This window comes from Arthrobacter sp. Y3221114, from assembly GCF_059092625.1.
Genome location: NZ_JBNHHW010000006.1, coordinates 233,098 through 259,216, shown reverse-complemented (window position 1 = coordinate 259,216; position 26,119 = coordinate 233,098). Strand labels below are relative to the sequence as shown.

Genomic DNA, 26,119 nt, shown 5'->3' with positions numbered 1-26,119 from the left:
TTTTTTGTTAGAGAGGGGGGGTTGGGCCGGGGTGTTTTTTTTACCGAAAACACCATTGTATTTTACCCTGTGTGCCGCCGGCCGCAACCGGCCGGGGAATGGGGGGGGGGGGGGGGGGGGGGGCGGTCGGCACCCGGGCGGTCGGCCCGGGCGCCGAGGTCCGCCAGCAGAGCGTCCAGCTGGTCGTCGGTGGCCCAGCCGTTCAGGCCGATGGTGCCGTCGGCCGCGACCCGGATTTCGATCCGGTCCGGTTGGGCCGCGATGTCCTCCAGCAGGTCGCGGTAGCGGCCGGTCAGCGCGGTCAGGCCCTGGTTGGTGGAACCGATCCATGGCCGGTGCAGTTCCGGCTGGTCCCGCAGGTACGGTCCGTCGGCCAGCAGGTCGGTGGCAGCCAGCAGGCCGGCGATGTCTTCGCGGTCCGTGGCCCAACGCCGCAGGTCACGGTGCAGGTAGCCCGTGAATGTCATCACGGACAGGCCGGCCGCTTGGAAGGCGCGCGCGACGACGGCGCTGGCCGCCGCCTGTTCGAAGGGTTCGCCTCCCAGCAGGGTCAGGCCCTCGGCCCCCGCAGCCACCGCCTGGTCGACGAGGCCGGCGGCGAATTGCCCGGTCGGGACGAGCTCGGCGCCGCGGGCGGCCCAGAGGTGGGGATTGAAGCACCCGGGGCACCGGATGGAACAGCCTTGCAGCCAGAGCGCGGCGCGCCGGCCCGGTCCCTCGGCCTCGGTCGCCGGGAGGAACCGCGCGTGCCTTATGAGTCCGGCATCGGCCGGCGCCGGAGCGGAGCCGTTGTTGATGCGCGGCTCCAGGACCGGGCCGCCCGGCTGCCGGGGCGCTCCGGGGCTACCGCTCTGCTGACTCATTGTGGACGTAGTCGCTGGTGGTGACGGCGGTGCGGTTAAAGTCCTCGGTGTAGGAACTGGAGACGCTCTCGGCCTCCAGGAGATCCTCCAAAACCGTGATGTAGTCCAGGCACTCGGCGCCGAAGATGTTGCGCGTCTCGGCCGATACCGCGCCGTCGGGCCTGACCGTGACTATCAGTTGTTGCTGGTCCATAGCTTCTCCTTCGAGGAGTCGGGTGTTGTCTAGAAGTCCACGGTGCGGCCGCCGCGTGCCGGGTGCCCGGAGGCTGCGGCGGGCACGGCACCGGCGGTTTGCGCCGGACCGACCGGCTGTTCGGAGGCGGCGTCCAGATCCTCGCTGTCGGTGGCACCGACGGCCCGCAAGGCAGCCCACTGCCGGATGGCGCCGACTTCCTCGGCCTGCGTGATGGCCAACGGAATCATGTTGGAGACGGCCCGCTGCAGGTCGTCCAGGCGGATTGGGCGGTCTTCGGCGTAGGCGTCGAACAGTGCGGCGACGACAGCCTGTTCGATTTCTGCGCCGGAATAGTTTTCCGAGGCAGCGGTGAGGAGCTCGACGGCGGCCGGATCGTTGGCGACGGCGCCCAGCTGGTTGGCGGCAGTGCACTTGCCGGCCATCTGGATCTGCCAAATTGCCCGGCGTTCGGCGTCGCTGGGCAGATCGACGAAAAAGATCTCGTCGAAACGGCCCTTGCGCATGAACTCCGGGGGCAGCCGCTCGATGTTGTTGGCGGTGGCGACCACAAAGATCGGATGGCGCTTCTCCTGCATCCAGGTGAGGAACGAGGCGAAGACGCGTGCGGAGGTTCCCGAATCCCCCTCGCCGCTGGTGCCGGAAAAACCCTTCTCGATTTCGTCGATCCACAGGATCGCCGGCGAGATGGCCTCGGCGGTGGCGATGGCGTTGCGCATGTTCTGTTCGCTGGATCCGACCAGGCCGGAGAAGACGCGGCCGATGTCCATCCGCAGCAACGGCAGCCCCCAGGCCGACGCCATCGCCTTGGCCGTCAGGGACTTGCCGCAGCCGGGCACGCCGGTGATCAGCACGCCCTTGGGTGCGGGCAGGCCAAAGTCGGCAGCGGCGTCCAGCCAGGACCCCTGGCGCTTGGCCAGCCACCGCTTAAGGTTGTTCAGCCCGCCCACTTCGTCCAGGCTGATATTCACGTCCACATAGTCCAGCAGTCCGGATTTGCGGATGGTCTGGCGCTTCTCGTCCAGCACCACATGGACGTCGTGCGCGGTCAGTTCGCCGTCGTCGACCATGGCGCGCGCGAAGGCGTTCTCGGCTTCGGCCATGGTCAGGCCGAGTGCCGCCTGGACCATGTTCTCCTGGTCGGCTTCGCTCAGCGTGACCTTGATCCGTCCGCCGTCGGAATTCTGGCTGATCATGTGCGCCAGCATGGCCTTGATCTCGTCATGGCTGGGCAGCGGAAAGTCGACCAGCGTGACGGCCTTGTCCAGCTCGGGCGGAATGCGCAGCACCGGGGCGACGATGATCAGCACCCGTCCGGTGCTGCCTTGCCGGAAGGCGGCAGAGACCTCGCGGACTTTCCGGACCACCTCGGGGTCCGCCGGGCGCTGGTCGGTGCCGAAGTAGGCGTGCAGGTCGAAGAAGATGAAGACGCCGGGATCGTGCGCGCCGAGCACCCGGTCCAGGGCGCGTGCCGGGGCCGTGGTGTTGGACTGCTGGCCGTCGCTGGGGGAGAGGAGCCCGCTGCTGGCGTTCCACGTCCAGACGGGGCGCGGCGTGCGCAGGGCGGCGGCGCACTTGAGCACCTCGGCGTGCACGCGTGCTTCTTCATGGCTTTCGACGTACAGGACGGGGATGCGGGCCTTGAACGCTTGGTCAAGCGTTTCAGCAAAAGACATGGGTCTCTCCCCTTAAGGAACAGAATCGGGATCTGGCTCTACTTTAGGCATAGTTGGAGGCCCCTGAGCGCTTTGGCCGCAGGTTCGTTGCGGTCCTCAGCGGCCGACGTCCAAACTCCAGCGGCCCCCGCTGGTGTCCACCAGGAAATACGTCACCGGGTACGGCTGCCAGGAGAACCTCGTGGTGCTGCTGCCGATCTTGTTGACCACCAGGTTCCGACGTGACTCCTGCCAGGTGTAGACGGCGATGTTGGCCTCACCGGTGTAGGTGAATTCGGCCAGTACCTCGTCGCCTTCATAGCGCACCAGGGCAGGGCCGGAGCCGGCGACCGTACCGTCTTCCGGTTCGGCGTAGGCGACCGGGCGGACCTCGAGCTGCCAGTCGCCGTCCGCCTCGACATGCAGCTTGAATTCTTCCCGCGCGGTGGCCAGGAGCCCTGCTGAGGGTTCGTTCCGGTCGCCGGAGTTGAAGAGGAAGTGGACCGGCCAGTCGGGGTTCTCCGGGTCGTCCACCGCCACGCTGGCGTCGGTGCCGCTGTCGATGACGATTTCGAACGGACCGTCGTAGCCCGCCGGCCGCTGGTAGCCGATGACCGCGTTGCGGGAACCTGCATAGCTGCCGGGACCGCCGGCTTCCGTCACGGTTCCCTCCTCGGCCGCCGTCGGAGCCGTGCCGGTCGCTGCCCCGACGCCGGGTGCCGGATCCGCACCGGTCCCTGCCGCGGGTTCGGCCGCCGGACCGGGGTCGGCACCCGTGGCCGCCGCGGCGGTGAAAAGGTGCGGCAGCAGCCGGGGGACGGCGAAGCCGAGGGCACCGCACAGAACCAGGAGACCCAGCAGCCAGACCGCGAGCGAAAAACGGCCGATCCGCAGTGCCGCGTCCTCACTCATCGGTGCCGACATGTTGTGCTGTTCTCCTTTGCGTGTCCCCATGAGGTTACCCACACCGCGGATCCGCTTCACACTCGGTGGCGGGCAAAAGCCCGACGCTAGACTTGGACCATCCCCGAATCCATTCTTCCTTGGAGATTTGTGTGAGCCTGAAGCAGCTTGACCGTGTTCCCATCCGCCGCGCGTTGATCTCGGTGTACGACAAGACCGGGCTGGAGGAGTTGGCGCAGGGCCTGCACGCCGCCGGGGTCGGCATCGTGTCCACCGGCTCGACGGCGAAGAAGATTGCCGCAGCGGGCGTTCCGGTCACCGAGGTCTCCGAGGTCACCGGCTTCCCCGAATGCCTGGACGGCCGGGTCAAGACCCTGCACCCGCGCGTGCACGCCGGCATCCTGGCCGACCGCCGGCTGGACGACCACGTCCGGCAGCTCCAGGAGCTCGACGTCGAGCCGTTCGACCTGGTGGTGGTCAACCTCTACCCGTTCGTGCAGACCGTGAAGTCCGGTGCCAGCCAGGACGACGTCGTCGAACAGATCGACATTGGCGGACCCTCGATGGCGCGGGCCGCCGCGAAGAACCACCCGTCCGTGGCGGTCGTGGTGGATCCCGCCAAGTACGGGGACGTGGTGGAGGCGGCTAACTCCGGCGGATTCGACCTGAAGACCCGCCGCCGGCTGGCGTCCTTGGCCTTCGCCCACACCGCCGCTTATGACACCGCCGTGGCCAAATGGACCGCCGAGCAGTTCGGCGACGACGCCGAGGCCGTCGAGGCCGCGCCGGCGTTCCCGCCGTACGCCGGCCTGGCACTGGAGCGCTCCGAGTCGCTGCGCTACGGCGAGAACCCGCACCAGGCCGCCGCGCTGTATGCGGAAACCGGCGCCGAGCCGGGCATCGCGCAGGCCGAGCAGTTGCACGGCAAGGCCATGAGCTTCAACAACTACGTCGACGCCGACGCCGCCGTGCGCGCGGCCTTCGACTTCGCCGAGCCAGCCGTCGCGGTGGTCAAGCACGCGAATCCCTGCGGCATCGCCGTCGCGTCCCCGGGCGCTGCGGATCCGATCGCGGATGCGCATGCGAAGGCCCATGCAACCGACCCCGTGTCCGCGTTCGGCGGCGTCATCGCCGCGAACCGAACGGTGACCGCCGGCATGGCCGACACCGTCAAGGACATCTTCACCGAGGTAGTCGTCGCGCCGGGCTTCGAGCCGGAGGCCGTCGAGATCCTGTCGAAGAAGAAGAACATCCGGCTGCTGGTCCTGCCCGACGGCTTTGCCCGGGACACGGTCGAGTACAAGCAGGTCTCCGGCGGCATGCTGCTGCAGGCCTCGGACCGGATTGACGCCGACGGCGACGACCCTGCCAACTGGACGCTGGCCGCCGGCGAGGCCGCCGACGAGGCGACACTGGCGGATCTGGCCTTCGCTTGGCGTGCTGTGCGGGCGGCGAAGTCCAACGCCATCCTGGTCGCGGCCAACCGCGCTGCGGTGGGCATCGGCATGGGCCAGGTCAACCGGCTGGATTCCTGCCGCCTGGCCGTCGAGCGGGCCAATACGCTCGGCGTGGCGGTCGACGGCGGGGCCGACGCGGCCGGGGGAGCGGCCAATGTGCAGGGCGCCGGGGCGCCCGAGCGCGCCCGCGGCGCCGTGGCGGCATCGGACGCGTTCTTCCCGTTCGCCGACGGCCTGCAGATCCTTATCGAAGCCGGCGTGCGCGCGGTAGTACAGCCCGGCGGTTCGGTCCGGGACGAAGAAGTAGTGGCAGCGGCCGACGCCGCCGGCATCACCATGTACTTCACCGGGGCGCGCCACTTCTTCCACTGACAGCTCCTCACGCTGGGCGCGGAGGCGCCTCAACGGCGAAATCCTTGCCGGCCGGGTGCCGGGCACGCAGGTTCAAGGGGACCGGTGTGCCCGGCACCGTCGGTTAAAGGGGACAGCGATGCTGGCGATGCAGGTTACCCCGGCTGCGGAAACGGCCGATATCTGGCTGGGCGTGGTGATCGTTGCGGTCATCGTGGCCGGTGCAGTGGCGTACTTTGTAGCGTCCCGGCTCCGCAAGACCCGGTCCTATGAAGCCGCCGAACGGCATGCTGCGGCCCGCGAAGCCGAGGCGGCCCGGCCCGGCGGAGGCCTGAAGGACACGCACCTGGAACAGGGCAACGCGGCCCATCGCTCGCAGGTTTTCGGCCCGGGTACCGGCCTCTAGGTCGCGCCAACCAATGCAGCGCGGGCGTCTTCAACCGGCGCCCTGCGGCCCTCCTCGGGTAAATTGGAGGAGTTGAGTAACCAAAGAGACCCACTTTTGCAGGGAGACGCCTCACCCATGGCCAAGATTATCTATACCCACACCGACGAAGCGCCGATGCTGGCCACCTATTCGTTCTTGCCGATCGTTGAGGCCTACGCCTCCACGGCCGGTGTGGAAGTGGAGACCCGCGACATCTCGCTCGCTGGCCGTATTATCGCCGTCTTCGGCGACTACCTCACCCCTGAGCAGCGCATCGGCGACGCCTTGGCCGAGCTGGGCGAACTGGCCAAGCAGCCGGAAGCCAACATCATCAAGCTGCCGAACATCAGCGCCTCCGTACCGCAGCTGAAGGCTGCCATCAAGGAGCTGCAGGGCCACGGCTACGCACTGCCGGACTACCCGGACGATCCGTCCTCCGACGAGGAGAAGGACATCCGCGCCCGCTATGACAAGATCAAGGGCTCCGCGGTCAACCCGGTGCTGCGCGAGGGCAACTCGGACCGCCGCGCGCCCCTGTCGGTGAAGAACTACGCGCGCCAGAACCCGCACAGCATGGGCGCCTGGACCGCCGACTCCAAGACGAACGTGGCCACCATGAGCGCCGACGACTTCCGCTCCAACGAGAAGTCGGTGGTCATGCCGGCCGACGACAAGATCAAGCTCCAGCTGGTGGCCGAGGACGGTACCGTCACGGTCCTGAAGGACGCCTTCCCGGTGCAGGCCGGCGAGGTCATCGACGGCACCGTCATGCGCGCCGCCGCCCTGGACGAATTCCTGGCCGCCCAGGTGGCACGCGCCAAGGAAGAAGGCGTGCTCTTCTCCGCGCACCTGAAGGCCACCATGATGAAGGTCTCCGACCCGATCATCTTCGGCCACGTGGTCAAGGCCTACTTCTCCGAGCTGTTCGCTGCCTACGGCGACAAGCTGGCCGCTGCCGGCCTGAGCCCGAACAACGGACTGGCCGCCATCCTGAACGGACTGGCGGCGCTGGACGCCGAAGACCGCAAGGGAGTCCAGGAGCTGATCGACAAGGGCCTGGACGAGGGCCCGGCCATCGCCATGGTGGACTCCGACAAGGGCATCACCAACCTCCACGTCCCCTCCGACGTGATCGTGGACGCCTCGATGCCGGCCATGATCCGCACCTCCGGCCACATGTGGGGACCGGACGGCCAGGAAGCGGACACGCTGGCAGTGCTGCCGGACAGCTCCTATGCCGGGATCTACCAGGTGGTCATCGACGACTGCCGCGCCAACGGCGCCTACGACCCGACCACCATGGGCACCGTCCCCAACGTCGGCCTGATGGCCCAGGCGGCGGAAGAATACGGCAGCCACGACAAGACGTTCGAGATCCAGACCGCCGGCACCGTGCAGGTGGTGGACGGGGCCGGCAGCGTGCTGATCGAGCACCAGGTGTTCCCGAACGATATCTGGCGCGCCTGCCAGACCAAGGACCTGCCGATCCGCGACTGGGTGAAACTGGCCGTGACCCGCGCCCGCGCCAGCCAGACCCCGGCCGTGTTCTGGCTGGACGGAACCCGCGCCCACGACGCCAACCTGATCGCCAAGGTGAACGAGTACCTCAAGGACCACGACACCGAAGGCCTGCAGATCGAGATCATGGCCCCGGAGAAGGCCACCGCCTTCACACTGGAGCGCCTCCGCAAGGGCGAGGACACCATCTCGGTGACCGGCAACGTGCTCCGCGACTACCTGACGGACCTGTTCCCGATCCTGGAGCTCGGCACCAGCGCCAAGATGCTCTCGATCGTCCCGCTGATCAACGGCGGCGGCCTGTTCGAGACCGGTGCCGGCGGCTCCGCTCCGAAGCACGTCCAGCAGCTGCTGGCCGAGAACCACCTGCGCTGGGATTCCCTCGGCGAGTTCCTGGCCCTGGCCGTGTCCTTCGAGCACCTGGCCACCAGCACGGGCAACGCCCGCGCGCAGATCCTGGCCGACACGCTGGACGCCGCCACGGGCACGTTCCTGCTGGAAAACAAGTCGCCCAAGCGCAAGGCAGGCGAGTTGGACAACCGCGGCAGCCACTTCTATCTGGCCCTGTACTGGGCGCAGGAACTGGCCAACCAGCGCGAGGACGCCCAGCTTGCTGCGGCCTTCTCCGGCGTCGCCTCCGAGCTGGCCAAGAACGAAGACGCCATCGTGGGCGAGCTCAACGCCGTGCAGGGGTCCCCGGTCGACCTGGGTGGTTACTACCGGCCGGACGCAGCCAAGGCCGCCGAGGTCATGCGCCCCTCGGCCACGCTGAACCGCGTGGTGGCCACCCTGACCGAAGAGAAGTAGGCAGCGCCGGGCACCCGTCCGGCAGCAGCCACGCCCGGTTATGACGGCGACGGCGGCCGGCGCACCTCCTGCGGGAAGGTGCGCCGGCCGCCGTCGTGCTGTCCGGGCCAGTCCGCTGCTGTCCCGGTCAGTCCGTCACGGGCACTGCCCGGTCGGCGGCATAGCTGACGCCCAGCTGGGCGCGGACCCCGTCGAACAGCCGCATGGTGTCCACGGTGTCCGCCCACGGCATGGTGGGACTCTGCTGCAGGCCGGACTGGACGCAGCGGGTGACTTCGCGCAGCTCGAAGACGTAGCCGTGGCCGATTTTGGGATACGTTTCCACCCGGAGCTCGCCCAGATGCGGTGCGACCGCCAACTCGGTGGGATGGTGCAGCGGCGCGTTGCTCCTCAGCCAGCCGCCGGTGCAGGCCACGGTGGCCGTGCGCGGTGACGCGGCCTGCAGGGAACACGCCAGCTGCGCCTGGGCGCCCGAGCCATAGCTGAGCGTCATGGCGTTCTGGGCGTCCACGCCATCGTCGTTGACGAAGCCAGTGGCCGAGACCGTCTGCGGGAAGCCCAGCGCCCCGAGCGCCCAGGTCAGGGGATAGACGGCCAGATCCAACAGGGCACCACCGCCGGCTGCCGGATTCCAAAGCCGGGCGGCCGGATCGTAGAGGGCCGGGAATCCCACGTCAGCCTGCACCCAGCGGACCTCGCCGAGCTCGCCGGACGCGAGAATCTCCCACGCACGGTTGATGATTGGCAAAAAGCGCGTCCAGACCGCCTCCATCAGGAACAGCCCCCGCGCGGCCGCCAGTTCCGTCAGCTCCAGGGCTTCCCGGGCGTTGATGGTCAGGGATTTTTCGCACAGCACATGCTTGCCGGCCCGCAGCGCCCGTCCCGCGATCTCGTAGTGCTGGCCGTGCGGGGTGGCCACGTAGACCACGTCCACGTCCGGATCGGCGAAAAGCTGGTCGTAGCCCTTGCCGGCATCGCCGTCGAAATAGGCGGTGGCGAAGCCGAAACGCCGCTGGAAGGCCACCGCATTGGCCTGGTTGCGGGAACTGACCGCCTGCAGCACGGCATCCTCCAGCCGGGCGATGTCCTCGGTCACGCGGGTGGCGACGGCCCCGGTGGAAACCACGCCCCAGCGCAGCGTCCGCCCGGTGGCTTCGAGCGGATCCGGCGCGCCGGGCCGGGCGCAGGGCGGGGTCACGATCCACGGTAGTTGAGCCATGGCTCCATCTTGGCCGCCGGCGGCTGGAACGTCCATGGGAACCGATTGTCCTTTGTCTCATCCCTCCCGCATGGGTCCGGCGGCCCTACCGGTGCGGACCTATCAATGGTACAAAGTAAGCAGGCTCAGTAATTTCGCCACAACGAGGAGGAGCCCGCACCATGGATACAGGCATGATCGTCGGAATCATCATCGCAATAGTTGTACTCCTGATCATCATCGGAGTCATCGTCTTCTTTGCGCAGAAGCGGAACACCAAGCGGAAGTTCGAGAAGCAGGAAGAGAACCGCAGGGAGGCAGCGGAGTTGCGGCAAGGAGCGCAGGTGTCCTCGGTGGAGGCGCGGGAGCGCCAGGCGGACGCCACCCAGGCTCAGGCCGAGGCCCAGCGGGCGGACGTCGAAGCCGAGCGGGCCAAGATCGAAGCCGACCGCCTTCGCCAGGCTGCCGACCGGCGGCAGGCCGACGCGCAGGGAATCCAGCAGGAGAGCGAAGAGCAGCTGCGCCGCGCCGATGACCTGGACCCGGACGTCAACACCAAGGACCGGGACTCCCGGAAGGACCGCAAGCACGACGGCGGTGCCCACCGCGGCGACTCCGTCCCCGACCGCGGTTCGGACACTGCTTCGTACGGCGACGAGGGCGGCCGGCATGCCGATGACGCCCGGAATGACGGCGCACGGACTGCCGACGAAACCCGCCGCGGCGAGGGCGGCAGCCACAACATCTAAACGGACTACAACAGCGGCGGCGCCTGCTTCCCACTGGGAAGCAGGCGCCGCTGTTGTAGGGGAGCCGGGTCAGCCCTTAACCGAACCGCTCATGAGGCCGCCGACGAAGTACTTGCCCAGGATGATGTAGACCAGCAGCGTGGGCAGCGAGGCGATCAGTGCGCCGGCCATCGACGCGGCGTAATCGGTCAGCTGTCCGCCGGCAAGGAAGCTCAGCGCGATGGTGACCGGGCCGTTGGAGCCGGAGGAGAAGAACGCCGCGAAGAGGTAGTCGTTCCATGCCGACGTGAACTGCCAGATGAGCACCACCACGAAGCCCGGGGCGGAGACCGGCAGGATCACCGAGGCGTAGGTGCGCAGCAGGCCGGCTCCGTCCATGCGTGCCGCTTCGATCAGCTCGGCCGGCACGGATTCGTAGTAGTTGCGGAAGATCAGCGTGCAGATGGGCAGGCCGTAGACGATGTGCAGGACCAGCAGCGAGGGGATGCCGTTGGGCACCTCGAGACCCTGCATCAGCTGGGTCAGCGGGATCATCACGGCCTGGTACGGGATGAACATCCCGAACAGGATGAGGGTGAAGACCACGTTGGCGTAGGGGAAGCGCCAGCGGGAGAGCACGAACCCGTTCATCGATCCGAGCAGGGCGGAGATGATCGAGGCCGGGATCACCATAGCGAAGGTGCGGCCCAGCGCCGGGCCCAGGGTGTCCCACGCCTTGGCCCAACCGGCGGTTTCCCACGTCGTCGGGAAGAGCCACGCGGTGGAGGGATCGGCGTCGGTGGGGCCCTTGAAGCTGGTAATGAACAGCACGTAGGCCGGAATCAGCACCACGATCAGGAACACCAACAGGATGGCGTACTTGAGCGTGCGGTTCATCTTCTGCCGGCCGGTGCGGGGAGCAGCGGGCCGAGGTCGGGCAACCTCGACGGGCGGCGGCACGGTTGCAGTGGCCATCAGCGCTTCTCCTGCCGTGAGGTGTAGACGAGGTACGGGACGACCACCAGCGCGACCAGCACCAGCATGATGGTGCCGATGGCCGCCGAGTCGGCGTAGTCACTGCCGATGTACTTGACCCACATCATGGTCGCCGGGACCTGGATGTCGTAGGTATTGGCGTCGGGAACGATCGCCCGGATCAGGTCGAACAGCTTCAAGGACATGTGGCCGATGATGATGACCGCCGAGAGCATCACCGGGCTCAGCTGCGGAAAGATCACGTGACGGTAGAGCTTCCATTCGCTGCAGCCGTCGATCCGCGCGGCTTCACGCAGTTCTTCCGGGATGCCGCGGAATCCGGCCAGGAACAGGGCCATCACGTAGCCGGAGAGCTGCCAGATGGCCGGCACGGCGATGGCGGCAATGCCCCAGTTGGGATCGGACCACCAGCTGTTCTGCAGGAAGCCGAGCCCCACGCTGTCCAGCAGCCGGTTCAGGCCGGTGGCACGATCGCCGCCGGGCTCGTTGGTCTGCAGGCTCGAGAGCAGCCAGCGCCAGACCACGCCCGAGGCGATGAAGGACACCGCCATCGGGAAGAGGTAGACCGAGCGGAACAGCCCCTCGCCGGCGCCGGGCCGCTCCAGTATCCAGGCCCAGAGGAAGCCGAAGATCAGCGTGCCGGCCAGGAACACCACCGTCAGCAGGAGCAGGTTGCGCAGTGCGTGCTGGAAATCTGCGTCCCCGAACAACCGGAGGTAGTTCTCCACGCCGACGAATTCGGACGACGGTCGGGCCGTGTGCTGGTTGGTCATCGAGATGCGGACGTTTTCCGCGATCAACGCATAGACGAAGACTGCCAGCAGGATGAGGGTAGGGGCGATCAGGGCCAGCCCCGGTCCCCAGGTCTTCACTTTCTTGAACATGGACTTCTCCTAGTGCCGCCGTGCACGCCGGTATGACATGGAAAGGCGGGCGCGGTGGTGGTGCCGCGCCCGCCCTTCCGGGGCGTCCTGGCTTACTGCATGAACTTCTCGGCGATGGACGCCAAGGATTCCTGCAGGGCAGCCACGTCCTGCGGGCCGCCGAACTTGCTGACGGCGGTGCTCAGTTCGTTCAGCCAGGCCACCGGGACGGCGGCACCGTGGGCCAGCGAGGACACGATGGTGTCGGACGAGAAGTCCTCGATGGCGCTCTGCTGGTATTCGCCGAACTCGTCGGACGGCACGTCGGTGCGGGCCGGGATGGAACCCTTCGCCGCGTTGAATGCCTGCTGGCCCTCAACGCTGGAGATGGTGGTCAGCCAGGCCTCGGAACCGGCCGGGTTGGGAGCACCCTTGGGCAGCGTGAACGAATCGGCCAGGAAGTCGAAGATGCCGTCGGTGCCCGGGGTGGGGAAGTAGACGTAGTCCTCACCGGGCTTCTTGCCGTCCTGCGCGAACTTGGCTTCCGCCCAGTCGCCCATCACGTTGTAGGCTGCGGCGCCGTCCTCCACCAGCTGGGTGGCCGGACCCCAGTCGCTGAGGGTGTCCCGGTCGGAGTTGGTGTAGCTGAGGGTCTTCTTGTAGTTCTCGATGGCTTCGGTCACGTCGGGGCCGGACCAGTCGGTGGTGCCGTCCCAGAGCCCGTTGTAGCCCTCGGCGCCGAGGGTAGCGAGCAGGATGTTCTCGAACAGCTGTACCTGTGTCCAGGTGCCGGCCACGGCCAGCGGGGTCTTCCCCGTCTCCTTGATCTTGTCCATGTCCGCAAACCAGGCGTCGAGATCGGCCGGCGGACTGTTCGGATCCAGGCCGGCTTCCTCCAGCACGTCCACGTTGGCCCACACCACGTTGGCCCGATGGATATTCGACGGGACGGAGTAGATCTTGCCCTCGACGGTCAGCCGGTCCAGCAGGTCCTGGGGGAACGCCTCGTTGAGCTGCGCGTCCTCGTAGAAGGAGGTGAGGTCCTCGAGCTGGTCGGCGGCGATGTAGTCCTGCAGCTCGGCTCCGGCATGCGCCTGGAACGAGTCCGGCGGATTGCCCGACTTCAGGTTGGCCGCCAGCACGCTCTTGGCCTGGCTGCCGGCGCCGCCGGCGACGGCTAGGTTGTCGAACTTCAGCTCCGGATACTGCTCCGTGAAGATCTCCACCAGCGCATCCAGCCCGACCTTCTCGGAACCGTCCGCCCACCAGGTGAAGACTCCTACCGACCCCGACGCTTCCTCAGGGTTGGCTTCGTCCACCGCGCTTCCGCCGCCGCACGCGGACAGGAGCAATCCCGCGGCCGCAACGCCGGCGAGCAAAGATTTGCGTCGCATAAACGCCTCCATCAATCAGCAGTCATGGCCACGGGGTCGGCAAGACCCGCACACGGATGTGTGGCTTAGTACGGAAGTTAACTCCGTCACACCGCTTGTCGTCAAGAGTTGAACACAAAGACGCTCCCCGGAGCAGCCCCGGCGGTGCTCAGGCGACGGGAAGCTCGGCCTGTTGAAGCACCAGCGTCGCGGCGCCCAAGGCCTCCGCTCGACTGCCCAAGGTGGACATCGCCAGGTCCGTGGATTCGCCCACGACCGGCACCGCATGGCGCAGCAGCCCGCGACGTACCGGGTCCAGAAGGATGCCGCCGAGGCCCGTCAGCGGGCCGCCCACCACGATGACTTCGGGATTGAGCAGGTTGCAGACGTTGGCGAGGGCGCGACCCACCGCAAGGCCGGCATCATCGATCACGCGCAAGACGGCCGGGTCACCCTCCAGGGCGATCCGGACGATGTCCTCGGTTCCGATCGGCTCGCCACGGCCGCGGCTGAGCAGGTCGATTATGGTGAAGGTGGAGGCGACCGTCTCCAGGCACCCCCGGTTGCCGCAGCGGCAGATGATGCCATGCTCGGCGACCGTGGCATGGCCGACCTCGCCCGTGACGCCTACATGGCCGTAATGGAGTTTGCCGTTGAGGACCAGGCCGGCCCCGATGCCGGATCCGATCTTCAGGAAGACCAGGTTCTGCGCGTGCTGGTAGGGGCCCCAGCTCACTTGCGCCAGCGCGCCCAAATTCGCGTCGTTGTCCACGAAGACGTCGGTGCCGAACCTTTCCTGCAGCCGGGCCAGCAGATTGATGCCCACCCATTCGGGCAGGATGGCACCGTGGATCACGGTGCCGGTCCGCCGGTCGATCGGGCCGGGTATGCCGGCGCCCACGCCGATTACGGCCCGGGGGAGGACCGAGTTTTCATCCAACAACCGCTGCGCCAGCCGGGCGGCGGTGTCGATGCCCTGCTCGGCCCCGTGGCCGAGCGGCAATTCGACGGCACCTTCGGCGAGCACCTGGTGGTCGAGGCTGACGAGTACCACGTGCACGTGCCGGCGGCCGAAATCCACTCCGACGGCAACGGCGCCTCGGCCGTTGATCATGACCGACAGGGCGCGGCGGCCGGAACTCGTGGTCGGCGCGGTGGTGACCAGTCTGTCGTCGGCCATGGCCTTGACGATGTTGGAGACCGTGGCGGTGGACAGCCCCGTCTGCCGGGACAGCTCGGCCTGCGTGAGCGGGCCGCGGGACATCAGCGCCTGCAGGACCCTCTGGCTGTTCCGCCGCCGCAAGGCGCTCTGGGACCCCGGCCGGTTCTGGGCACCGCGCGGCACAGGGCGCTGCGGGGCCTCGAGGGTGGACGGCGGATCGGCAGGCATATACAAAAGCGTGCGGCAGCGCCGAGTTGTAGTCAAGAAGTTAACGCAAACTCTCGCAAATGCGACACCCGGGGTGGGCGAGAGTGCACGGAACCGTGCCGGCGTCGCGAGCGTAGACAGGGCGCAACGCGGCCGGGATCGGCTGCGCCGCGGCCGCGGCACCCGCTGCGGCCGGCTACGCCTCGGCTGCGTCGTCGATCGCGTCGCGGTGCAAGGCGGCGAGTTCCACGTAGCGGGCGGCGTTGTCCAGCACCGACTGGTACTCGTCCTCGCTCAGCTCGCGGCGGACCTTGGCGGGGACACCGGCGACGAGCGAACGCGGGGGAATGCGCGTGCCCTCGAGGACGACGGCGCCGGCTGCCACCAGCGAACCTTCACCGACCACCGCACCGTTCATGATCGTGGCGCTCATGCCGATCAGGCAGTTGTCCTCGACCGTGCACCCGTGAATCACGGCGGCGTGGCCGACGCTGACGCCGGCACCGACGGTGCAGGGGAAGCCCGGGTCTGCGTGCAGGACCACGTTGTCCTGCAGGTTGCTGCGCTCACCGACGCGGATGGGAGCGGTGTCGCCGCGGACGCTGACGCCGTAGAAGGCACTGGAGTCGGCCGCCAGCGCGACGTCCCCGCTGAGCGTCGCCGTGGGGGCGACGAAGGCGGACGGATCGACGGCCGGCAGCATGCCGGAGATGGTGATGATGTGGGCCATCCCATCAGCCTAGCCACACCGGACGTGCTGCAGGAGTTTCGTGACGGACGTGCAGCAGTGGATCCTGCCGGTCACGGTTTGGTCAGGATGAAGAACTGGTAGTGCCGGCCGAACTCGGGCCGCTCCCACGTGGTGAAACCGGAAATCAGGCCGTGCTCGGCGAAGAGCCTGTGGACGGTTGCGTCGCTGCGGCGGCTGTAGAAGCGGTGCGGTTCGAAGTCGTCGTCGGCAACGATGCCCTCCTCGTCGTCGCCGGACCAGAGCCCGACCGCCAGCGGAGCGCCTGAGACGAGCACACGCATGGTCTCGGCGAGAACATCCGGCAGGTCCTGGTCTGGTATGTGCAGCAGCGTGCTCATGGTCCAGCCGGCCGAAAACGTTCCCCCGGCAAACGGCAACTCCCGGGCCGAACCGACCACCGCCTCCAGGTGTTTCGCCCGGGCCAGCCGGACGTTTTCCTCGGAGAGATCGACGCCGGTGTAATGGATGCCCGCGGCCTTGAAGGCGAGCCCGTCCGTGCCGGTGCCGCAGCCGATCTCCAACACGCTGTGCCGCCGGGCGGCGACCAAGGAGGCAATAAATTCCTGCCGGGCTGCGTCCCTGTGGGGATCCGTCCGGCGACGGTCGCGGTCGGGCGCCTGCCGGTCGTAAAACGACTTCAGCTCAGGCTCATGGTTGCCCATCCGACGAGAGTACGCCTTGAGCCGGGCGGGGCACAGGGGGGCACTCCGCCGTCGCGACGGACGACGGGCCGGGCGTGCGGCGCAGCCGAGCGGCGCCGGCGAGGGGAAGGCGGGCCGGGACTGGTTGAAGGCGACGTCCGACGAGCCGACGACGGCGGCCGACGAGTTGAAGACGACGGTCGACGATTGGACGACGGGCGTCCGACTAGTTGAAGACGACGGTGCGGGTGCCGTCGAGCAGCACGCGGTGTTCGGCGTGCCACTGCACAGCGCGGGCCAGAGTGCGCGCCTCCCCATCACGACCCAGCGCCACGAACTGCTCGGCGGTGTGGGCGTGGCGGACCGGAATGACTTCCTGGTCGATGATCGGGCCCTCATCCAGGTCCCCGGTGACGTAGTGCGCCGTGGCGCCGATCAGCTTCACGCCGCGGGCATGCGCCTGGTGGTACGGCCTGGCGCCCTTGAAGCTGGGCAGGAACGAGTGGTGGATGTTGATGGCCTTGCCGGCCAGTTCGGTGCAGAGTTCGTTGCTGAGCACCTGCATGTAGCGGGCCAGTACCACCAGTTCCACGTCGTGCTGCGCGGCCAGGTCCAGCAGGGCTCGTTCGGCCTGCGGTTTGGTGTCCGGGGTGACGGGGATGTGGTGGAAGGGGATGCCGTAGAACGCCGCAAGGTCGGCCAGGTCCTGGTGGTTGGAGACGATGGCGGGGATCTCGACCGGCAGCGTGCCCGAGCGCTGCAGGAACAGCAGGTGGTTCAGGCAGTGCGCCGACTTGGAGGCCATCAGCAGGGTGCGCATCTTCACGCCGTCGCGGCGCAGTTTCCAGTCCATGCCGAACTCCTCCGCGACCGGCTGCAACCGGTCGTGGAGTTCGGTGTAGGACTGGTCGGTGGCCACGGCCACCCGCATGAAGAACCGGCCCGACTGCGGGCTCCCGTACTGCTGCGAGTCGGTGATGTTTCCGCCGGCCCCGGCCAGCGCGCCGGCGACGGCATGCACGATGCCGGGGCGGTCCGGGCAGGAGAGAATCAGGGTGTAGGCGGTGGCGGCGGGAGCTTCAGTCACGAGTCCTAGGGTACCGGCTGGGGTTCGGCTTCTGCGGCAAGGTACTTGACCGCGGCCACGGCGGCCGCCCGGCCGGCGCGGGTGGCCCCGACCGTGGACGCGGATGCGCCGTAGCCGACCAGGAACAGGCGCGGCTCCTTCACGACCGAGACGCCGTCCTCACCCATCATGATCCCGCCGCCCGGTTCACGCAGCCGCAACGGCACCAGGTGGTCCAGCGATGGCCGGAATCCGGTGGCCCAGAGGATGACATCCACGTCTTCGGCCGAGCCGTCAACGAATTCGACGCCGTGCTCCGTGATGCCGGCCAGCTTTCCGCGCGAGACGAGCACGCCGTCGTCGATGCCCTTCCGGTACGTCTCGGTCAGCGGCAGCCCGGTGGCGGCGACCACGCTGAGGGTCGGCAGGCCCGCGCGGGTGCGCTCGCTGACCCGGCGCTCCACGTCGACGCCCCATTCCATGTCGAACGGGGCCGAGGTGAAGTCGGGGTCGCGGCGTGTGGACCAGACCGTGTCCGCGCCGGCCGCATCCAACTGGAGCAGGAACTGCAGCGCTGACGTCCCGCCGCCGACCACCAGGACCCTCTGCCCGCGGAATTCGTCGGCGGACCAGAAGTCCCGGGTGTGCAACTGGCGGCCGCGGAAGGTCTCCCGGCCGGGGTAGTGCGGCCAGTGCGGCTTGTCCCAGGTGCCGGTGCCGCTGATGACGGTCCGGGCCAGCCACTCGCCGCCGGTGTCGCTGCGCACCCGCAGGAAGGCACCGTCGTCGTCCACCGAAATTACGCGCACGGGGCGGTGCACCGGGAGGTGGAACCGCTGCTCGTAGGCACCGTAATAACGGCGGACGACGGCGGAGGACGGCTCCCGCGGGTCCGGAACCCCGAGCGGCAGGCCGGGAAGGTCGTGCAGGCCGTGCGCGGCGTCGAAGGTCAGCGAGGGCCAGCGGTGGCGCCAGGCGCCGCCCGGGCCGTCGTTGGCGTCGAGGACCACGAAGTCCCGGTCGGGGACCAGTCCGCGGCGGGCCAGCTGGTAGGCGGCGCTCAGCCCGGCCTGGCCTGCGCCGATCACCACCGCCTGCAGCGGCCGTTGCCCGGTGCCTATTGCCTGGTCCGTCACGATGAGCTCCTCCGATTGTTGACGCTTCAACATCTATCCGGTGCAACGATGGCCGGGAGCCGGGTATTCCGCTGCCTGCCGCGGGGAGAGGGTTGCGGGCCGGCAGGAGCGTGGGGCGGGGCCGGCGAGAAGGTGTGGCCTGCCGGTGAGAGCATGGGGCGGGCGGAAGTCGTGGCAACCGGCGGGAGCGCGGCGGGACGGCGGAGAGTCTGACGGACCGGCGAAAGCGTGTGGCGGGCCGGCGGGAGAGTATCGCGTGCCGGATCCACCCGAATGCCGCGGAGGCGTTTTCTGCGGATCACGATGGGTCTAGGGTGGCAGCAGCGACGACGGAAGGTCCGGGCCATGACGCATCTGGAACGGGAGAAAACCCTGCGTGGTGCCGGGCGCGTGCTGCTCGCAGCCGCCCTCTTGGCGGGCCTGGCCGGCTGCACCGGCGAGAGCGGCGGGGAGCCAGCCGGGACCGGCGACGCGGAGCCGGCCGCGACCGGCGGTGAGACCACGCCGGCGCAGGGCGGCGAGGTAGGACAGCCCGGGGGAGCGCAGCCTACAGGCGGCATTCCTCAGATCGTGGAGAACGTGCAGCTGTCCGTGGTGACGGTTTTTACCGACAACGGCCTGGGCAGCGGCGTGGTCTATTCCGAAGACGGGCTGATTTTGACCAATGAACATGTGGTCGGCGAGAGCACCAACGTGGAGGTTGGCTTCGCCGACGGGCAACGCAGCCCCGGGGAGGTTCTGGCGACGGATCCTGTGTCCGACCTGGCGTTGGTGCGGACCGAGCGCGACGGGCTCCCGGCCGCCGAATTCAACACCTCGCTGCCGACGATCGGCGAACTTGCCGTGGTGATAGGTTCGCCGCTGGGCTTCGAGAATACTGCCACCGCGGGCATCATCTCCGGCCTGCACCGTTCCATCCCGGGCTCCGCCTCGTCGAGCCTGGCGCTGGTGGACCTGATCCAGACCGACGCGCCGATCAGCCCCGGCAACTCGGGCGGCGCCGTCGTCAATGCGCGGAGCCAGGTGGTGGGCATAAGCGAGGCCTACATCCCGCCGGAGGCTGGCGGGGTGTCGCTCGGTTTCGCCATCCCCGCCGCCACTGCCCGGGAAGTTGCCGAGGAACTGCTGGAAGACGGAACCGCCGACCACGCTTTTATGGGTCTGACTCCCGCCAGCATCACGGCGGCGATCGCCGAGCAGCTTGGAGTGCCCCAGGCGGAGGGTGTCCTGGCGCTGTCCGTGGGCGACGGCGGCCCGGCCGACGAGGCGGGAATCCGCGCCGGCGATGTGCTGCTGAGCGTGGACGGCGAGGCGCTGGCGGCGGCCGAGGACCTGCTGGCCGCCGTCCGCCAGCATAATCCGGGCGATACGGTCAGCGTGGAAGTGCGGCGCGACGGCGAAACCCGGACCGTGCAGGTCGCGCTCTCGGACCGGCCGGTGGGGTGACCGGCTGCTAGTATTGGCTCGCCGCGACTGGCGTTAGGTGGGACACCACCAGGAAGTGGCAGCAGGACCGGGGACCGTTGGTTACCGCTCCTGCATGTACCGACCACGGTTCGCACGCCTGGGACGTGAGGTCACCTTCGGGCCGGAGTGTGTCCGGGGCAGGTCATGCGCCATGCGTGCGGGTGCCTGCAGCCGGTAATCTGGCCTGTAGCAGTGAGATAAGCCCCACCACCCAGGAGATTCTCCCTTGACTTCTACGCCCTCCGTGACCGATCTGCCGTTGTCCCAGGTGGATCCTGAAATCGCCGCCGTGATCGACGCCGAACTCGGCCGCCAGCGCGACACCCTCGAAATGATCGCCTCAGAGAACTTCGCGCCGCGTTCGGTGCTTGAAGTCCAGGGCTCGGTCCTGACCAACAAATACGCCGAGGGGTACCCGGGACGCCGCTACTACGGCGGCTGCGAGCACGTAGACGTCGCCGAAAACCTGGCCATCGAGCGGGCCAAGTCGCTTTTCGGCGCGGAATTCGCCAACGTGCAGCCGCACGCCGGCGCCCAGGCCAACGCGGCCGCCCTCTCCGCACTGATCCAGCCGGGCGACAAGATGATGGGCCTGTCCCTGGCGCACGGCGGCCACCTCACGCACGGGATGAAGCTGAACTTCTCCGGCAAGCTCTATCAGGTCGCCGCCTACGAGGTCGACCCGAAGACCTTCCGGGTGGACATGGACAAGGTCCGCGAGCAGGCGCTGGCCGAGCGCCCGAACGTGCTGGTGGCCGGCTGGTCCGCGTACCCCCGCCAGCTGGACTTCGAAGCGTTCCGTTCCATCGCCGACGAGGTCGGGGCCTACCTCTGGACCGACATGGCACACTTCGCCGGGCTGGTTGCCGCCGGCCTGCATCCGAACCCGGTGCCGCACTCGGACATTGTCACCTCCACGGTCCACAAGACCCTCTCCGGCCCTCGCTCCGGCGTGATCCTGGGCAAGGAAGCCTTCGCCAAGAAGGTCAACTCGGCCGTGTTCCCGGGCCAGCAGGGCGGGCCGCTGATGCATGTGGTTGCTGCCAAGGCCGTGGCCTTCAAGATTGCCGCCGGCGAGGAATTCAAGCAGCGCCAGGAGCGCGTGCTCGAAGGTGCCCGGATCCTGGCCGAGCGTTTGGCCGCCGCCGATGTGGCCGAGGCCGGCGTGTCCGTGCTGACCGGCGGCACCGATGTCCACCTGGTCTTGGTGGACCTGCGCAATTCCGAGCTGGACGGCAAGCAGGCCGAAGACCTGCTCCACGAGGCGGGTATCACAGTCAACCGCAACGCCGTGCCGTTCGACCCGCGCCCGCCGATGGTCACGTCAGGGCTGCGCATCGGCACTCCGGCGCTGGCCACCCGCGGTTTCGGGGCTGCCGAATTCACCGAGGTCGCAGACATCATCGCCACCGCGCTCAAGGGCGGCGCCGATACTGCCGCCTTGCGGGCCCGCGTGAAGAAGCTCGCCGACGACTTCCCGCTCTACCCCGGCCACGAGGAGTGGTGACATGACCCTCAACTCGACCCCGCCGGCCGCCCGCGTTTTGGACGGCACGGCCACCGCGGCGCAGATCAAGACCGAGCTCACGGAACGGGTATCGGCGCTCAAGGCCAGGGGCATCGTGCCCGGCCTGGGTACCGTGCTGGTCGGTGAGGACCCGGGCAGTAAATGGTATGTCGGCGGCAAGCACAAAGACTGCGCCGAAGTGGGCATCGAGTCGATCCGGCGTGACCTGCCTGATTCCGTCTCGCAGGAGGAACTCGAAGCGGTCCTCGACGAGCTCAACTCCGACCCAACCTGCACCGGTTACATTGTGCAGCTGCCGCTGCCCAAGCACATCGACACCAACCGCATCCTGGAGAAGATCGACCCGGCCAAGGACGCCGACGGCCTGCATCCGATGAACCTGGGCCGGCTGGTGCTCAACGTGGGCGAGCCGCTGGACTCGCCGCTGCCCTGCACCCCGCACGGCTGTGTGGAGCTGCTGCTGCGCCACGACATCGAGCTAGCGGGCAAACGCGTGCTCGTCGTCGGCCGTGGCGTCACCGTAGGGCGGCCCCTGGGCCTGCTGCTGACCCGCAAGGAGATCAACGCCACCGTGACCCTCGCCCACACCGGGACGTTGGACCTCGCAGCGGAACTGCGCGAGGCCGACGTCGTGATTGCCGCCGCGGGGATGCCGCACATGATTAAGGCCTCCGACCTCAAGCCGGGCGCCGTCGTGCTGGACGTTGGCGTCAGCCGCGTCGAGGACGAGGACGGCAAGGCCCGGGTGACCGGCGACGTGGAGCCCGAGGCCCGCAACGTGGCCAGCTGGCTCTCGCCCAATCCCGGCGGCGTCGGTCCGATGACGCGTGCCATGCTGCTGGCCAACGTCGTGGGAGCCGCCGAGCGCCAAGCCGGCTGAACCATGTGCTGAGCGTCAAGAGGGCGGTGTCCGGATCCCGGAGGCCGCCCTCTTGTCGTTTCCGGCCTCCTTGCTTGGTTCTGGCTGGCCTCGTCCTGAGGCCAACATGGCCGGCCACCGAAACCGAACCGGCGGCAACTTTGGCGACAATCGACCGGCGGAAAGTTGCAGCGACACGCCGACGTTCGCTGCAGCTTTTCTCCACTCGATACACCTGTGAATAACTTCCGCCCGGAAATGGGCCGGCTGTAGATAATGTCCGGATGGACCCAGCGCCTCGATCCGGACCCGAACAGCGCCTGCCACGGCTGAGGCCGCTCCCGCCACACCTGCAGGCCTCCGCCCTCACGATCGAGGACGGCGTGAGATCGGGGCTGAGCAAGAGCCAGTTGCGTCATCACCGCTTCATCCGGATAAGCCGAGGCATCTGCGCCGTCCAACCGGCAGGCCTCGACCTCGCAGCCCGAGTGCGGCCGTTCACGCGGGTCAGCGATTCCAGCGCTGCCTCACATGACACCGCGGCACGCCTGTGGGGATTTCCCGACCCTGCAGCCCCCGGCTTCGATCGGCGGTTTCATATCTCGCGCCCGAGCGCCGGCGCACGGATGCAACGCCCCGGCGTGGTGGGTCACCGATCCCGACTCGTTCCGGATGAAGTGGTCTACGTGGATGGGCTATGCGTCACGACGCGCACGCGGACATGGCTGGACTTGGCGGAGGCCCTCGATCTGGATGACTTGGTGGTGATAGCCGACTACCTCCTCCGCATTCCGCGGCCGGAGTTCGAAGGGCGCTTGGCCCCATTCACCACCCGGGAGGAACTTCAGGCCATGCTGAGCCGCCATCCGGGAAAGCGGGGGCTGCGCAAGGCTCGTGCTGCCTTGACCTTGGCCAGGGTCGGAGCGGACTCTCCGCCCGAAACCAGGCTGCGGCTCGCCATGCTGAGCGCGGGATTGCCGGAACCCGAGGTGAACAAGCCGATCAGGGACGACGACGGCGCCATGCTGCACAGCCCCGACCTGTCCCTGCCTGAATACCGGATCGCCATTGAATACGAGGGCGAAGGCCACGGTGAGGCACAGCAAATCGCGCGAGACATTGAGCGGGCGGAACGGGCCCGGTCAGCAGACTGGGACGAAGTCCGGATCTCCAGACGGCACATGGCCAACGGCGCAGAGCGTGCGATCGAAAAAATCACCGCGGCACTGCAGCAACGTGGATGGTCCGGGGAGCAGGCTGCCTGAGCTCACAACAAAGACGAACACGACCGAGGCGGGTGTCCTGCCGGAATTGCTCCGGCAGGACACCCGCCTCGGTATTGAGTCAGCTGGCGTTACTCCAGCACAGCATGGCTGGCTTAGACGCCGACCTTGACCGCGTCATCGGTGGAGACACCGCGGCGCTTATCGAAGATGGTGGCGCCGACTTCCTGCTCGGCCTGGTTGTTGATCGACAGATCGATCCCCGGGCGGTCGCGCAGGATCAGCACGGCGACGATGGAGATGATCGTCATGCCGAACAGGTACGCCGAGACGGAGCTGCTGGTGCCGGTGGAATTGATCAGTGCCTGGGCGATGGTCGGAGCGAACGCGCCGCCCAGAATCGCGCCCAGTGCGTAGGCAATCGAGACACCCGAGTAGCGCACCGAGGCCGGGAAGATCTCGCTGTACCAGGCCGCCTGCGGACCATAGCTCAGGCCCAGGCCGACGCTGAAGATTGCCAACGCGAAGTACAGCATCCCCAGCGAGCCGGTGTCGATCAGCCAGAACAGCGGGAAGACCGTCAGCAGCTGGGCGCCGAAACCAATCAGGTAGGTGCGCTTGCGGCCGATCTTGTCGGCAAGGATGCCGGCCAGGGCGGTGAAGATGAACCACATGGCCGAGGCGAACGTGATGGCCAGCAGCACGTCGGTGCGCTCCATGCCCACGGCGTCGCTGGTGGCGTAGCTGGGGATGAACCCGCCGGTCGCCATGTAGCCGGCGGCGTTGTTGCCGGCGAAGACCAGTGCGGCCAGGATGACCAGCAGCCAGTGCTTGCGGAACAGCTCGACGATGGGGACCTTCTGCTGCTGTTTCTTGTCGGCGATTTCCTTGAACACCGGGGACTCGTCCACCGAGCGGCGAACCATGTAGCCGACGGCGATCAACACGACGCTGAGCAGGAACGGAACGCGCCAGCCCCATTCAAGGAAGGCCTCGCCGGGGGAGATCACGCCGGTCATCAGAGTCATGACGCCCGAAGCGAGCAGCATGCCCAGCGGAACACCCAGCTGGGGGAAGGAACCTGCGCGGCCGCGGCGGTCACGCGGGGCGTGCTCCACGGCCATCAGGACGGCTCCGCCCCATTCACCGCCGGCGGAGATGCCCTGCAGGATGCGCAGCGAGAGCAGCAGCACCGGGGCCAGGATTCCGGCCGTCTCATAGGTGGGCAGGACGCCGATCAGGGTCGTCGCTGCGCCCATCATCATCAGCGTGATGACCAGCATGGCGCGGCGGCCGAGCTTGTCGCCGTAGTGGCCGGCCAGGAAGGCGCCCAGCGGCCGGAACAGGAAGCTGATGCCAACGGAGGCGAAGGCAAGGAGCAGCCCGATGGATTCGCCGGCCGGCTCGAAGAACAGGTGCGCGAAGACCAGGCCCGCGGCCGTGGCGTAGATGAAGAAGTCGTACCACTCGATGGTGGTGCCGATGATGGTGGCAAACGCGACGCGACGCTGGTTCGCGGCGGACGATTGCCCGGAAACTGTAGTGCTCATAGTTGTCCTCTTGGGTCGGTCACGTCGAGGAGGCCGGCGTGACCAGATGGGTGGAGCTAAGGCGGGCGGGAACGACGAGGCCGGGTTGTGCGGTCCGGGTCGTATGGTTCCGCCACCGGGTCTGCTCAGCAGGCCCGGCGATGCCCGCCGGTTGGGATCAGCCACCGTTCGGGGCAGAACGTTGAACGTGAAAACCATTGTGACACGGCTCGCAATCGTCGGTAAACTTCAGATAACCAACGAACTTCTTTGATTGGACTGAAGTATTGTGGTCGACTACACCCTGCGCCAGCTGCAACTCTTCGCGGCCCTCCCGGACCATCCGACGTTAAGCTCGGCAGCCGCCAGCCTGAACATTTCGGAATCCGCGCTCTCGCAGGCCATCACGGCCCTGGAGCGGGCCGCCGGGGAACAGCTCTGCGTCCGGCGAAAGGCGCGCGGCCTCCAACTGACACCGTCGGGTCAGTTCTTCGCGCAACGGGCGCGACTGCTGCTGCGCGATGCGGAAGCGCTGATCAACGACCTGTCAGGCGCAGCCGGCGAGCTCAAGGGACCCGTGCGCTTGGGGTGCTTCGCGAGCTTCGCCAGCACCGTCCTGCCCTCCGTGCTCGACCGGCTGCCGGAACAGTACCCCGGCATCAGCGTGGACGTCACGGTCGGGTCCCATAACGAACTGTTGCCTGCACTGGACGCCGGGTTGCTGGATTTGGCCATGGTCTACGACATGGAACTGCCGGCCGGGTACAGCCAGCGCGCCATCTACAAGACCGAGCTGCAGGCGGTGCTGCCGCCGGAGCATCCCCTGGCCGCCCAGCCGACAGTGGACCTGGCCGATCTCGCCAGCGAACCCCTCATCATGTATGAGTCGAGTCCGAGCACGGCCAACACGTATCGCGTCTTCGCCGACCGCGGCCTGCGCCCGCACATCGTCGCGTCCATGCCGCAGGTTGTGCTGGTGCAGGCACTGGTCGGCCGGGGAATCGGCTACGCGCTGCTGATGTCGCGGCCCGACGCCCCGGCCGTGACCGTCGAAGGCCGGCCGGTCGCCGTGCGGCCGCTGTCACCGCCCGCTTCGCAGACCACGATGTGTGCGATCTGGCCGGACACCATGGTGCTCAGTCCCAGGGCCGAGGCGGTGCTGGGCCACGCGGTGCAGGCGCTGGGCAGCGGCGGAGCCACCTGACCCGCCGCTGCCTG

23 protein-coding genes are annotated in these 26,119 nt (G+C 68.0%); 9 read left to right on the top strand and 14 right to left on the bottom strand.

All coding sequences use genetic code 11. The annotated features are described in order from the left end of the window. Positions 1–62: 62 nt before the first annotated feature. From AC5RV3_RS14520 to AC5RV3_RS14505, 4 genes are all read right to left on the bottom strand, one after another. Positions 63–863, bottom strand: coding sequence for a 4Fe-4S single cluster domain-containing protein (locus tag AC5RV3_RS14520; RefSeq protein ID WP_494122743.1), 801 nt, complete (start codon positions 861–863; stop codon positions 63–65). Continuing rightward, a complete protein-coding gene (locus AC5RV3_RS14515) occupies positions 844–1,056 on the bottom strand; it encodes a DUF2997 domain-containing protein (RefSeq protein WP_493978867.1) in 213 nt (70 codons plus the stop codon). The genes AC5RV3_RS14520 and AC5RV3_RS14515 overlap by 20 nt, the downstream gene beginning before the upstream one ends. Before the next feature lie 29 nt (positions 1,057–1,085). Beyond that, positions 1,086–2,732, bottom strand: a complete 1,647-nt coding sequence (locus tag AC5RV3_RS14510; RefSeq protein WP_494122742.1) for an AAA family ATPase — start codon at positions 2,730–2,732, stop codon at positions 1,086–1,088. A gap of 96 nt (positions 2,733–2,828) precedes the next feature. Continuing rightward, positions 2,829–3,635 (bottom strand): hypothetical protein, encoded by an 807-nt coding sequence (locus tag AC5RV3_RS14505; RefSeq protein WP_494122741.1) that lies wholly within the window; start codon positions 3,633–3,635, stop codon positions 2,829–2,831. Between the two features lie 131 nt (positions 3,636–3,766). Between AC5RV3_RS14505 and purH the strand changes: the two genes are divergently transcribed. From purH to AC5RV3_RS14490, 3 genes are all read left to right on the top strand, one after another. Continuing rightward, the gene (purH, locus tag AC5RV3_RS14500; protein ID WP_494122740.1) at positions 3,767–5,443 is read left to right on the top strand and encodes a bifunctional phosphoribosylaminoimidazolecarboxamide formyltransferase/IMP cyclohydrolase; all 1,677 of its coding nucleotides are present in this window, start codon (positions 3,767–3,769) and stop codon (positions 5,441–5,443) included. 118 nt (positions 5,444–5,561) lie between these two features. Continuing rightward, positions 5,562–5,828 (top strand): hypothetical protein, encoded by a 267-nt coding sequence (locus tag AC5RV3_RS14495; RefSeq protein WP_494122739.1) that lies wholly within the window; start codon positions 5,562–5,564, stop codon positions 5,826–5,828. Between the two features lie 117 nt (positions 5,829–5,945). Then, a complete protein-coding gene (locus AC5RV3_RS14490; protein ID WP_494122738.1) occupies positions 5,946–8,174 on the top strand; it encodes an NADP-dependent isocitrate dehydrogenase in 2,229 nt (742 codons plus the stop codon). A 127-nt stretch (positions 8,175–8,301) separates the two neighbouring features. On the opposite strand, the gene AC5RV3_RS14485 is transcribed toward AC5RV3_RS14490, so the two are convergent. Further along, complete coding sequence (locus AC5RV3_RS14485; RefSeq protein WP_494122737.1) at positions 8,302–9,393, bottom strand: Gfo/Idh/MocA family protein; 1,092 nt, start codon at positions 9,391–9,393, stop codon at positions 8,302–8,304. Between the two features lie 161 nt (positions 9,394–9,554). Between AC5RV3_RS14485 and AC5RV3_RS14480 the strand changes: the two genes are divergently transcribed. Next, complete coding sequence (locus tag AC5RV3_RS14480) at positions 9,555–10,121, top strand: hypothetical protein (RefSeq protein WP_494122736.1); 567 nt, start codon at positions 9,555–9,557, stop codon at positions 10,119–10,121. Positions 10,122–10,190: 69 nt separating this feature from the next. On the opposite strand, the gene AC5RV3_RS14475 is transcribed toward AC5RV3_RS14480, so the two are convergent. The 8 genes from AC5RV3_RS14475 to AC5RV3_RS14440 all read right to left on the bottom strand — a co-directional run bounded on the left by AC5RV3_RS14475 (position 10,191) and on the right by AC5RV3_RS14440 (position 18,295). Next, positions 10,191–11,075, bottom strand: coding sequence for a carbohydrate ABC transporter permease (locus AC5RV3_RS14475; RefSeq protein ID WP_494122735.1), 885 nt, complete (start codon positions 11,073–11,075; stop codon positions 10,191–10,193). After that, on the bottom strand, positions 11,075–11,980 hold the full coding sequence (locus tag AC5RV3_RS14470) for a carbohydrate ABC transporter permease (RefSeq protein WP_493987862.1): 906 nt from the start codon (positions 11,978–11,980) through the stop codon (positions 11,075–11,077). Before AC5RV3_RS14470 ends, AC5RV3_RS14475 begins: the two co-directional genes overlap by 1 nt. A gap of 92 nt (positions 11,981–12,072) precedes the next feature. Then, positions 12,073–13,353, bottom strand: a complete 1,281-nt coding sequence (locus AC5RV3_RS14465) for an ABC transporter substrate-binding protein (RefSeq protein ID WP_494113144.1) — start codon at positions 13,351–13,353, stop codon at positions 12,073–12,075. 148 nt (positions 13,354–13,501) lie between these two features. Beyond that, positions 13,502–14,722, bottom strand: coding sequence for an ROK family transcriptional regulator (locus AC5RV3_RS14460; protein WP_494122734.1), 1,221 nt, complete (start codon positions 14,720–14,722; stop codon positions 13,502–13,504). A gap of 175 nt (positions 14,723–14,897) precedes the next feature. Then, complete coding sequence (locus AC5RV3_RS14455) at positions 14,898–15,431, bottom strand: gamma carbonic anhydrase family protein (protein ID WP_494122733.1); 534 nt, start codon at positions 15,429–15,431, stop codon at positions 14,898–14,900. 71 nt (positions 15,432–15,502) lie between these two features. Then, positions 15,503–16,114, bottom strand: coding sequence for a class I SAM-dependent methyltransferase (locus AC5RV3_RS14450; protein ID WP_494122732.1), 612 nt, complete (start codon positions 16,112–16,114; stop codon positions 15,503–15,505). 205 nt (positions 16,115–16,319) lie between these two features. Further along, a complete protein-coding gene (gene purU / locus AC5RV3_RS14445; RefSeq protein WP_494122731.1) occupies positions 16,320–17,180 on the bottom strand; it encodes a formyltetrahydrofolate deformylase in 861 nt (286 codons plus the stop codon). Positions 17,181–17,185: 5 nt separating this feature from the next. After that, on the bottom strand, positions 17,186–18,295 hold the full coding sequence (locus tag AC5RV3_RS14440) for an FAD-dependent oxidoreductase (RefSeq protein WP_494122730.1): 1,110 nt from the start codon (positions 18,293–18,295) through the stop codon (positions 17,186–17,188). Between the two features lie 345 nt (positions 18,296–18,640). Here AC5RV3_RS14440 and AC5RV3_RS14435 point away from each other — a divergent pair, with 345 nt between their 5' ends. From AC5RV3_RS14435 to AC5RV3_RS14420, 4 genes are all read left to right on the top strand, one after another. Continuing rightward, the gene (locus tag AC5RV3_RS14435; RefSeq protein ID WP_494122729.1) at positions 18,641–19,741 is read left to right on the top strand and encodes a S1C family serine protease; all 1,101 of its coding nucleotides are present in this window, start codon (positions 18,641–18,643) and stop codon (positions 19,739–19,741) included. A gap of 247 nt (positions 19,742–19,988) precedes the next feature. Then, positions 19,989–21,269, top strand: coding sequence for a serine hydroxymethyltransferase (gene glyA, locus AC5RV3_RS14430; protein WP_494122728.1), 1,281 nt, complete (start codon positions 19,989–19,991; stop codon positions 21,267–21,269). Between the two features lies 1 nt (position 21,270). Beyond that, a complete protein-coding gene (locus AC5RV3_RS14425) occupies positions 21,271–22,170 on the top strand; it encodes a bifunctional methylenetetrahydrofolate dehydrogenase/methenyltetrahydrofolate cyclohydrolase (RefSeq protein ID WP_494122727.1) in 900 nt (299 codons plus the stop codon). A gap of 623 nt (positions 22,171–22,793) precedes the next feature. Then, positions 22,794–23,414: a putative endonuclease domain-containing protein gene (locus tag AC5RV3_RS14420; protein ID WP_494122726.1), complete on the top strand. Its 621-nt coding sequence runs from the start codon at positions 22,794–22,796 to the stop codon at positions 23,412–23,414. A 113-nt stretch (positions 23,415–23,527) separates the two neighbouring features. Here the strand turns inward: AC5RV3_RS14420 and AC5RV3_RS14415 are convergent, their stop codons facing one another. Further along, positions 23,528–24,922, bottom strand: a complete 1,395-nt coding sequence (locus AC5RV3_RS14415) for an MFS transporter (protein WP_494122725.1) — start codon at positions 24,920–24,922, stop codon at positions 23,528–23,530. A 268-nt stretch (positions 24,923–25,190) separates the two neighbouring features. Between AC5RV3_RS14415 and AC5RV3_RS14410 the strand changes: the two genes are divergently transcribed. Then, the gene (locus tag AC5RV3_RS14410) at positions 25,191–26,105 is read left to right on the top strand and encodes a LysR family transcriptional regulator (RefSeq protein ID WP_494122724.1); all 915 of its coding nucleotides are present in this window, start codon (positions 25,191–25,193) and stop codon (positions 26,103–26,105) included. Positions 26,106–26,119: the final 14 nt, after the last annotated feature.

Coding starts and splice junctions, on each gene's coding strand:
- AC5RV3_RS14520 (WP_494122743.1), bottom strand. CDS start 863: ATGAGTCAGCAGAGCGGTAGCCCCGGAGCGCCCCGGCAGCCGGGCGGC.
- AC5RV3_RS14515 (WP_493978867.1), bottom strand. CDS start 1,056: ATGGACCAGCAACAACTGATAGTCACGGTCAGGCCCGACGGCGCGGTA.
- AC5RV3_RS14510 (WP_494122742.1), bottom strand. CDS start 2,732: ATGTCTTTTGCTGAAACGCTTGACCAAGCGTTCAAGGCCCGCATCCCC.
- AC5RV3_RS14505 (WP_494122741.1), bottom strand. CDS start 3,635: ATGTCGGCACCGATGAGTGAGGACGCGGCACTGCGGATCGGCCGTTTT.
- AC5RV3_RS14495 (WP_494122739.1), top strand. CDS start 5,562: ATGCTGGCGATGCAGGTTACCCCGGCTGCGGAAACGGCCGATATCTGG.
- AC5RV3_RS14490 (WP_494122738.1), top strand. CDS start 5,946: ATGGCCAAGATTATCTATACCCACACCGACGAAGCGCCGATGCTGGCC.
- AC5RV3_RS14485 (WP_494122737.1), bottom strand. CDS start 9,393: ATGGCTCAACTACCGTGGATCGTGACCCCGCCCTGCGCCCGGCCCGGC.
- AC5RV3_RS14480 (WP_494122736.1), top strand. CDS start 9,555: ATGGATACAGGCATGATCGTCGGAATCATCATCGCAATAGTTGTACTC.
- AC5RV3_RS14475 (WP_494122735.1), bottom strand. CDS start 11,075: ATGGCCACTGCAACCGTGCCGCCGCCCGTCGAGGTTGCCCGACCTCGG.
- AC5RV3_RS14470 (WP_493987862.1), bottom strand. CDS start 11,980: ATGTTCAAGAAAGTGAAGACCTGGGGACCGGGGCTGGCCCTGATCGCC.
- AC5RV3_RS14465 (WP_494113144.1), bottom strand. CDS start 13,353: ATGCGACGCAAATCTTTGCTCGCCGGCGTTGCGGCCGCGGGATTGCTC.
- AC5RV3_RS14460 (WP_494122734.1), bottom strand. CDS start 14,722: ATGCCTGCCGATCCGCCGTCCACCCTCGAGGCCCCGCAGCGCCCTGTG.
- AC5RV3_RS14455 (WP_494122733.1), bottom strand. CDS start 15,431: ATGGCCCACATCATCACCATCTCCGGCATGCTGCCGGCCGTCGATCCG.
- AC5RV3_RS14450 (WP_494122732.1), bottom strand. CDS start 16,114: ATGGGCAACCATGAGCCTGAGCTGAAGTCGTTTTACGACCGGCAGGCG.
- AC5RV3_RS14435 (WP_494122729.1), top strand. CDS start 18,641: ATGACGCATCTGGAACGGGAGAAAACCCTGCGTGGTGCCGGGCGCGTG.
- AC5RV3_RS14425 (WP_494122727.1), top strand. CDS start 21,271: ATGACCCTCAACTCGACCCCGCCGGCCGCCCGCGTTTTGGACGGCACG.
- AC5RV3_RS14415 (WP_494122725.1), bottom strand. CDS start 24,922: ATGAGCACTACAGTTTCCGGGCAATCGTCCGCCGCGAACCAGCGTCGC.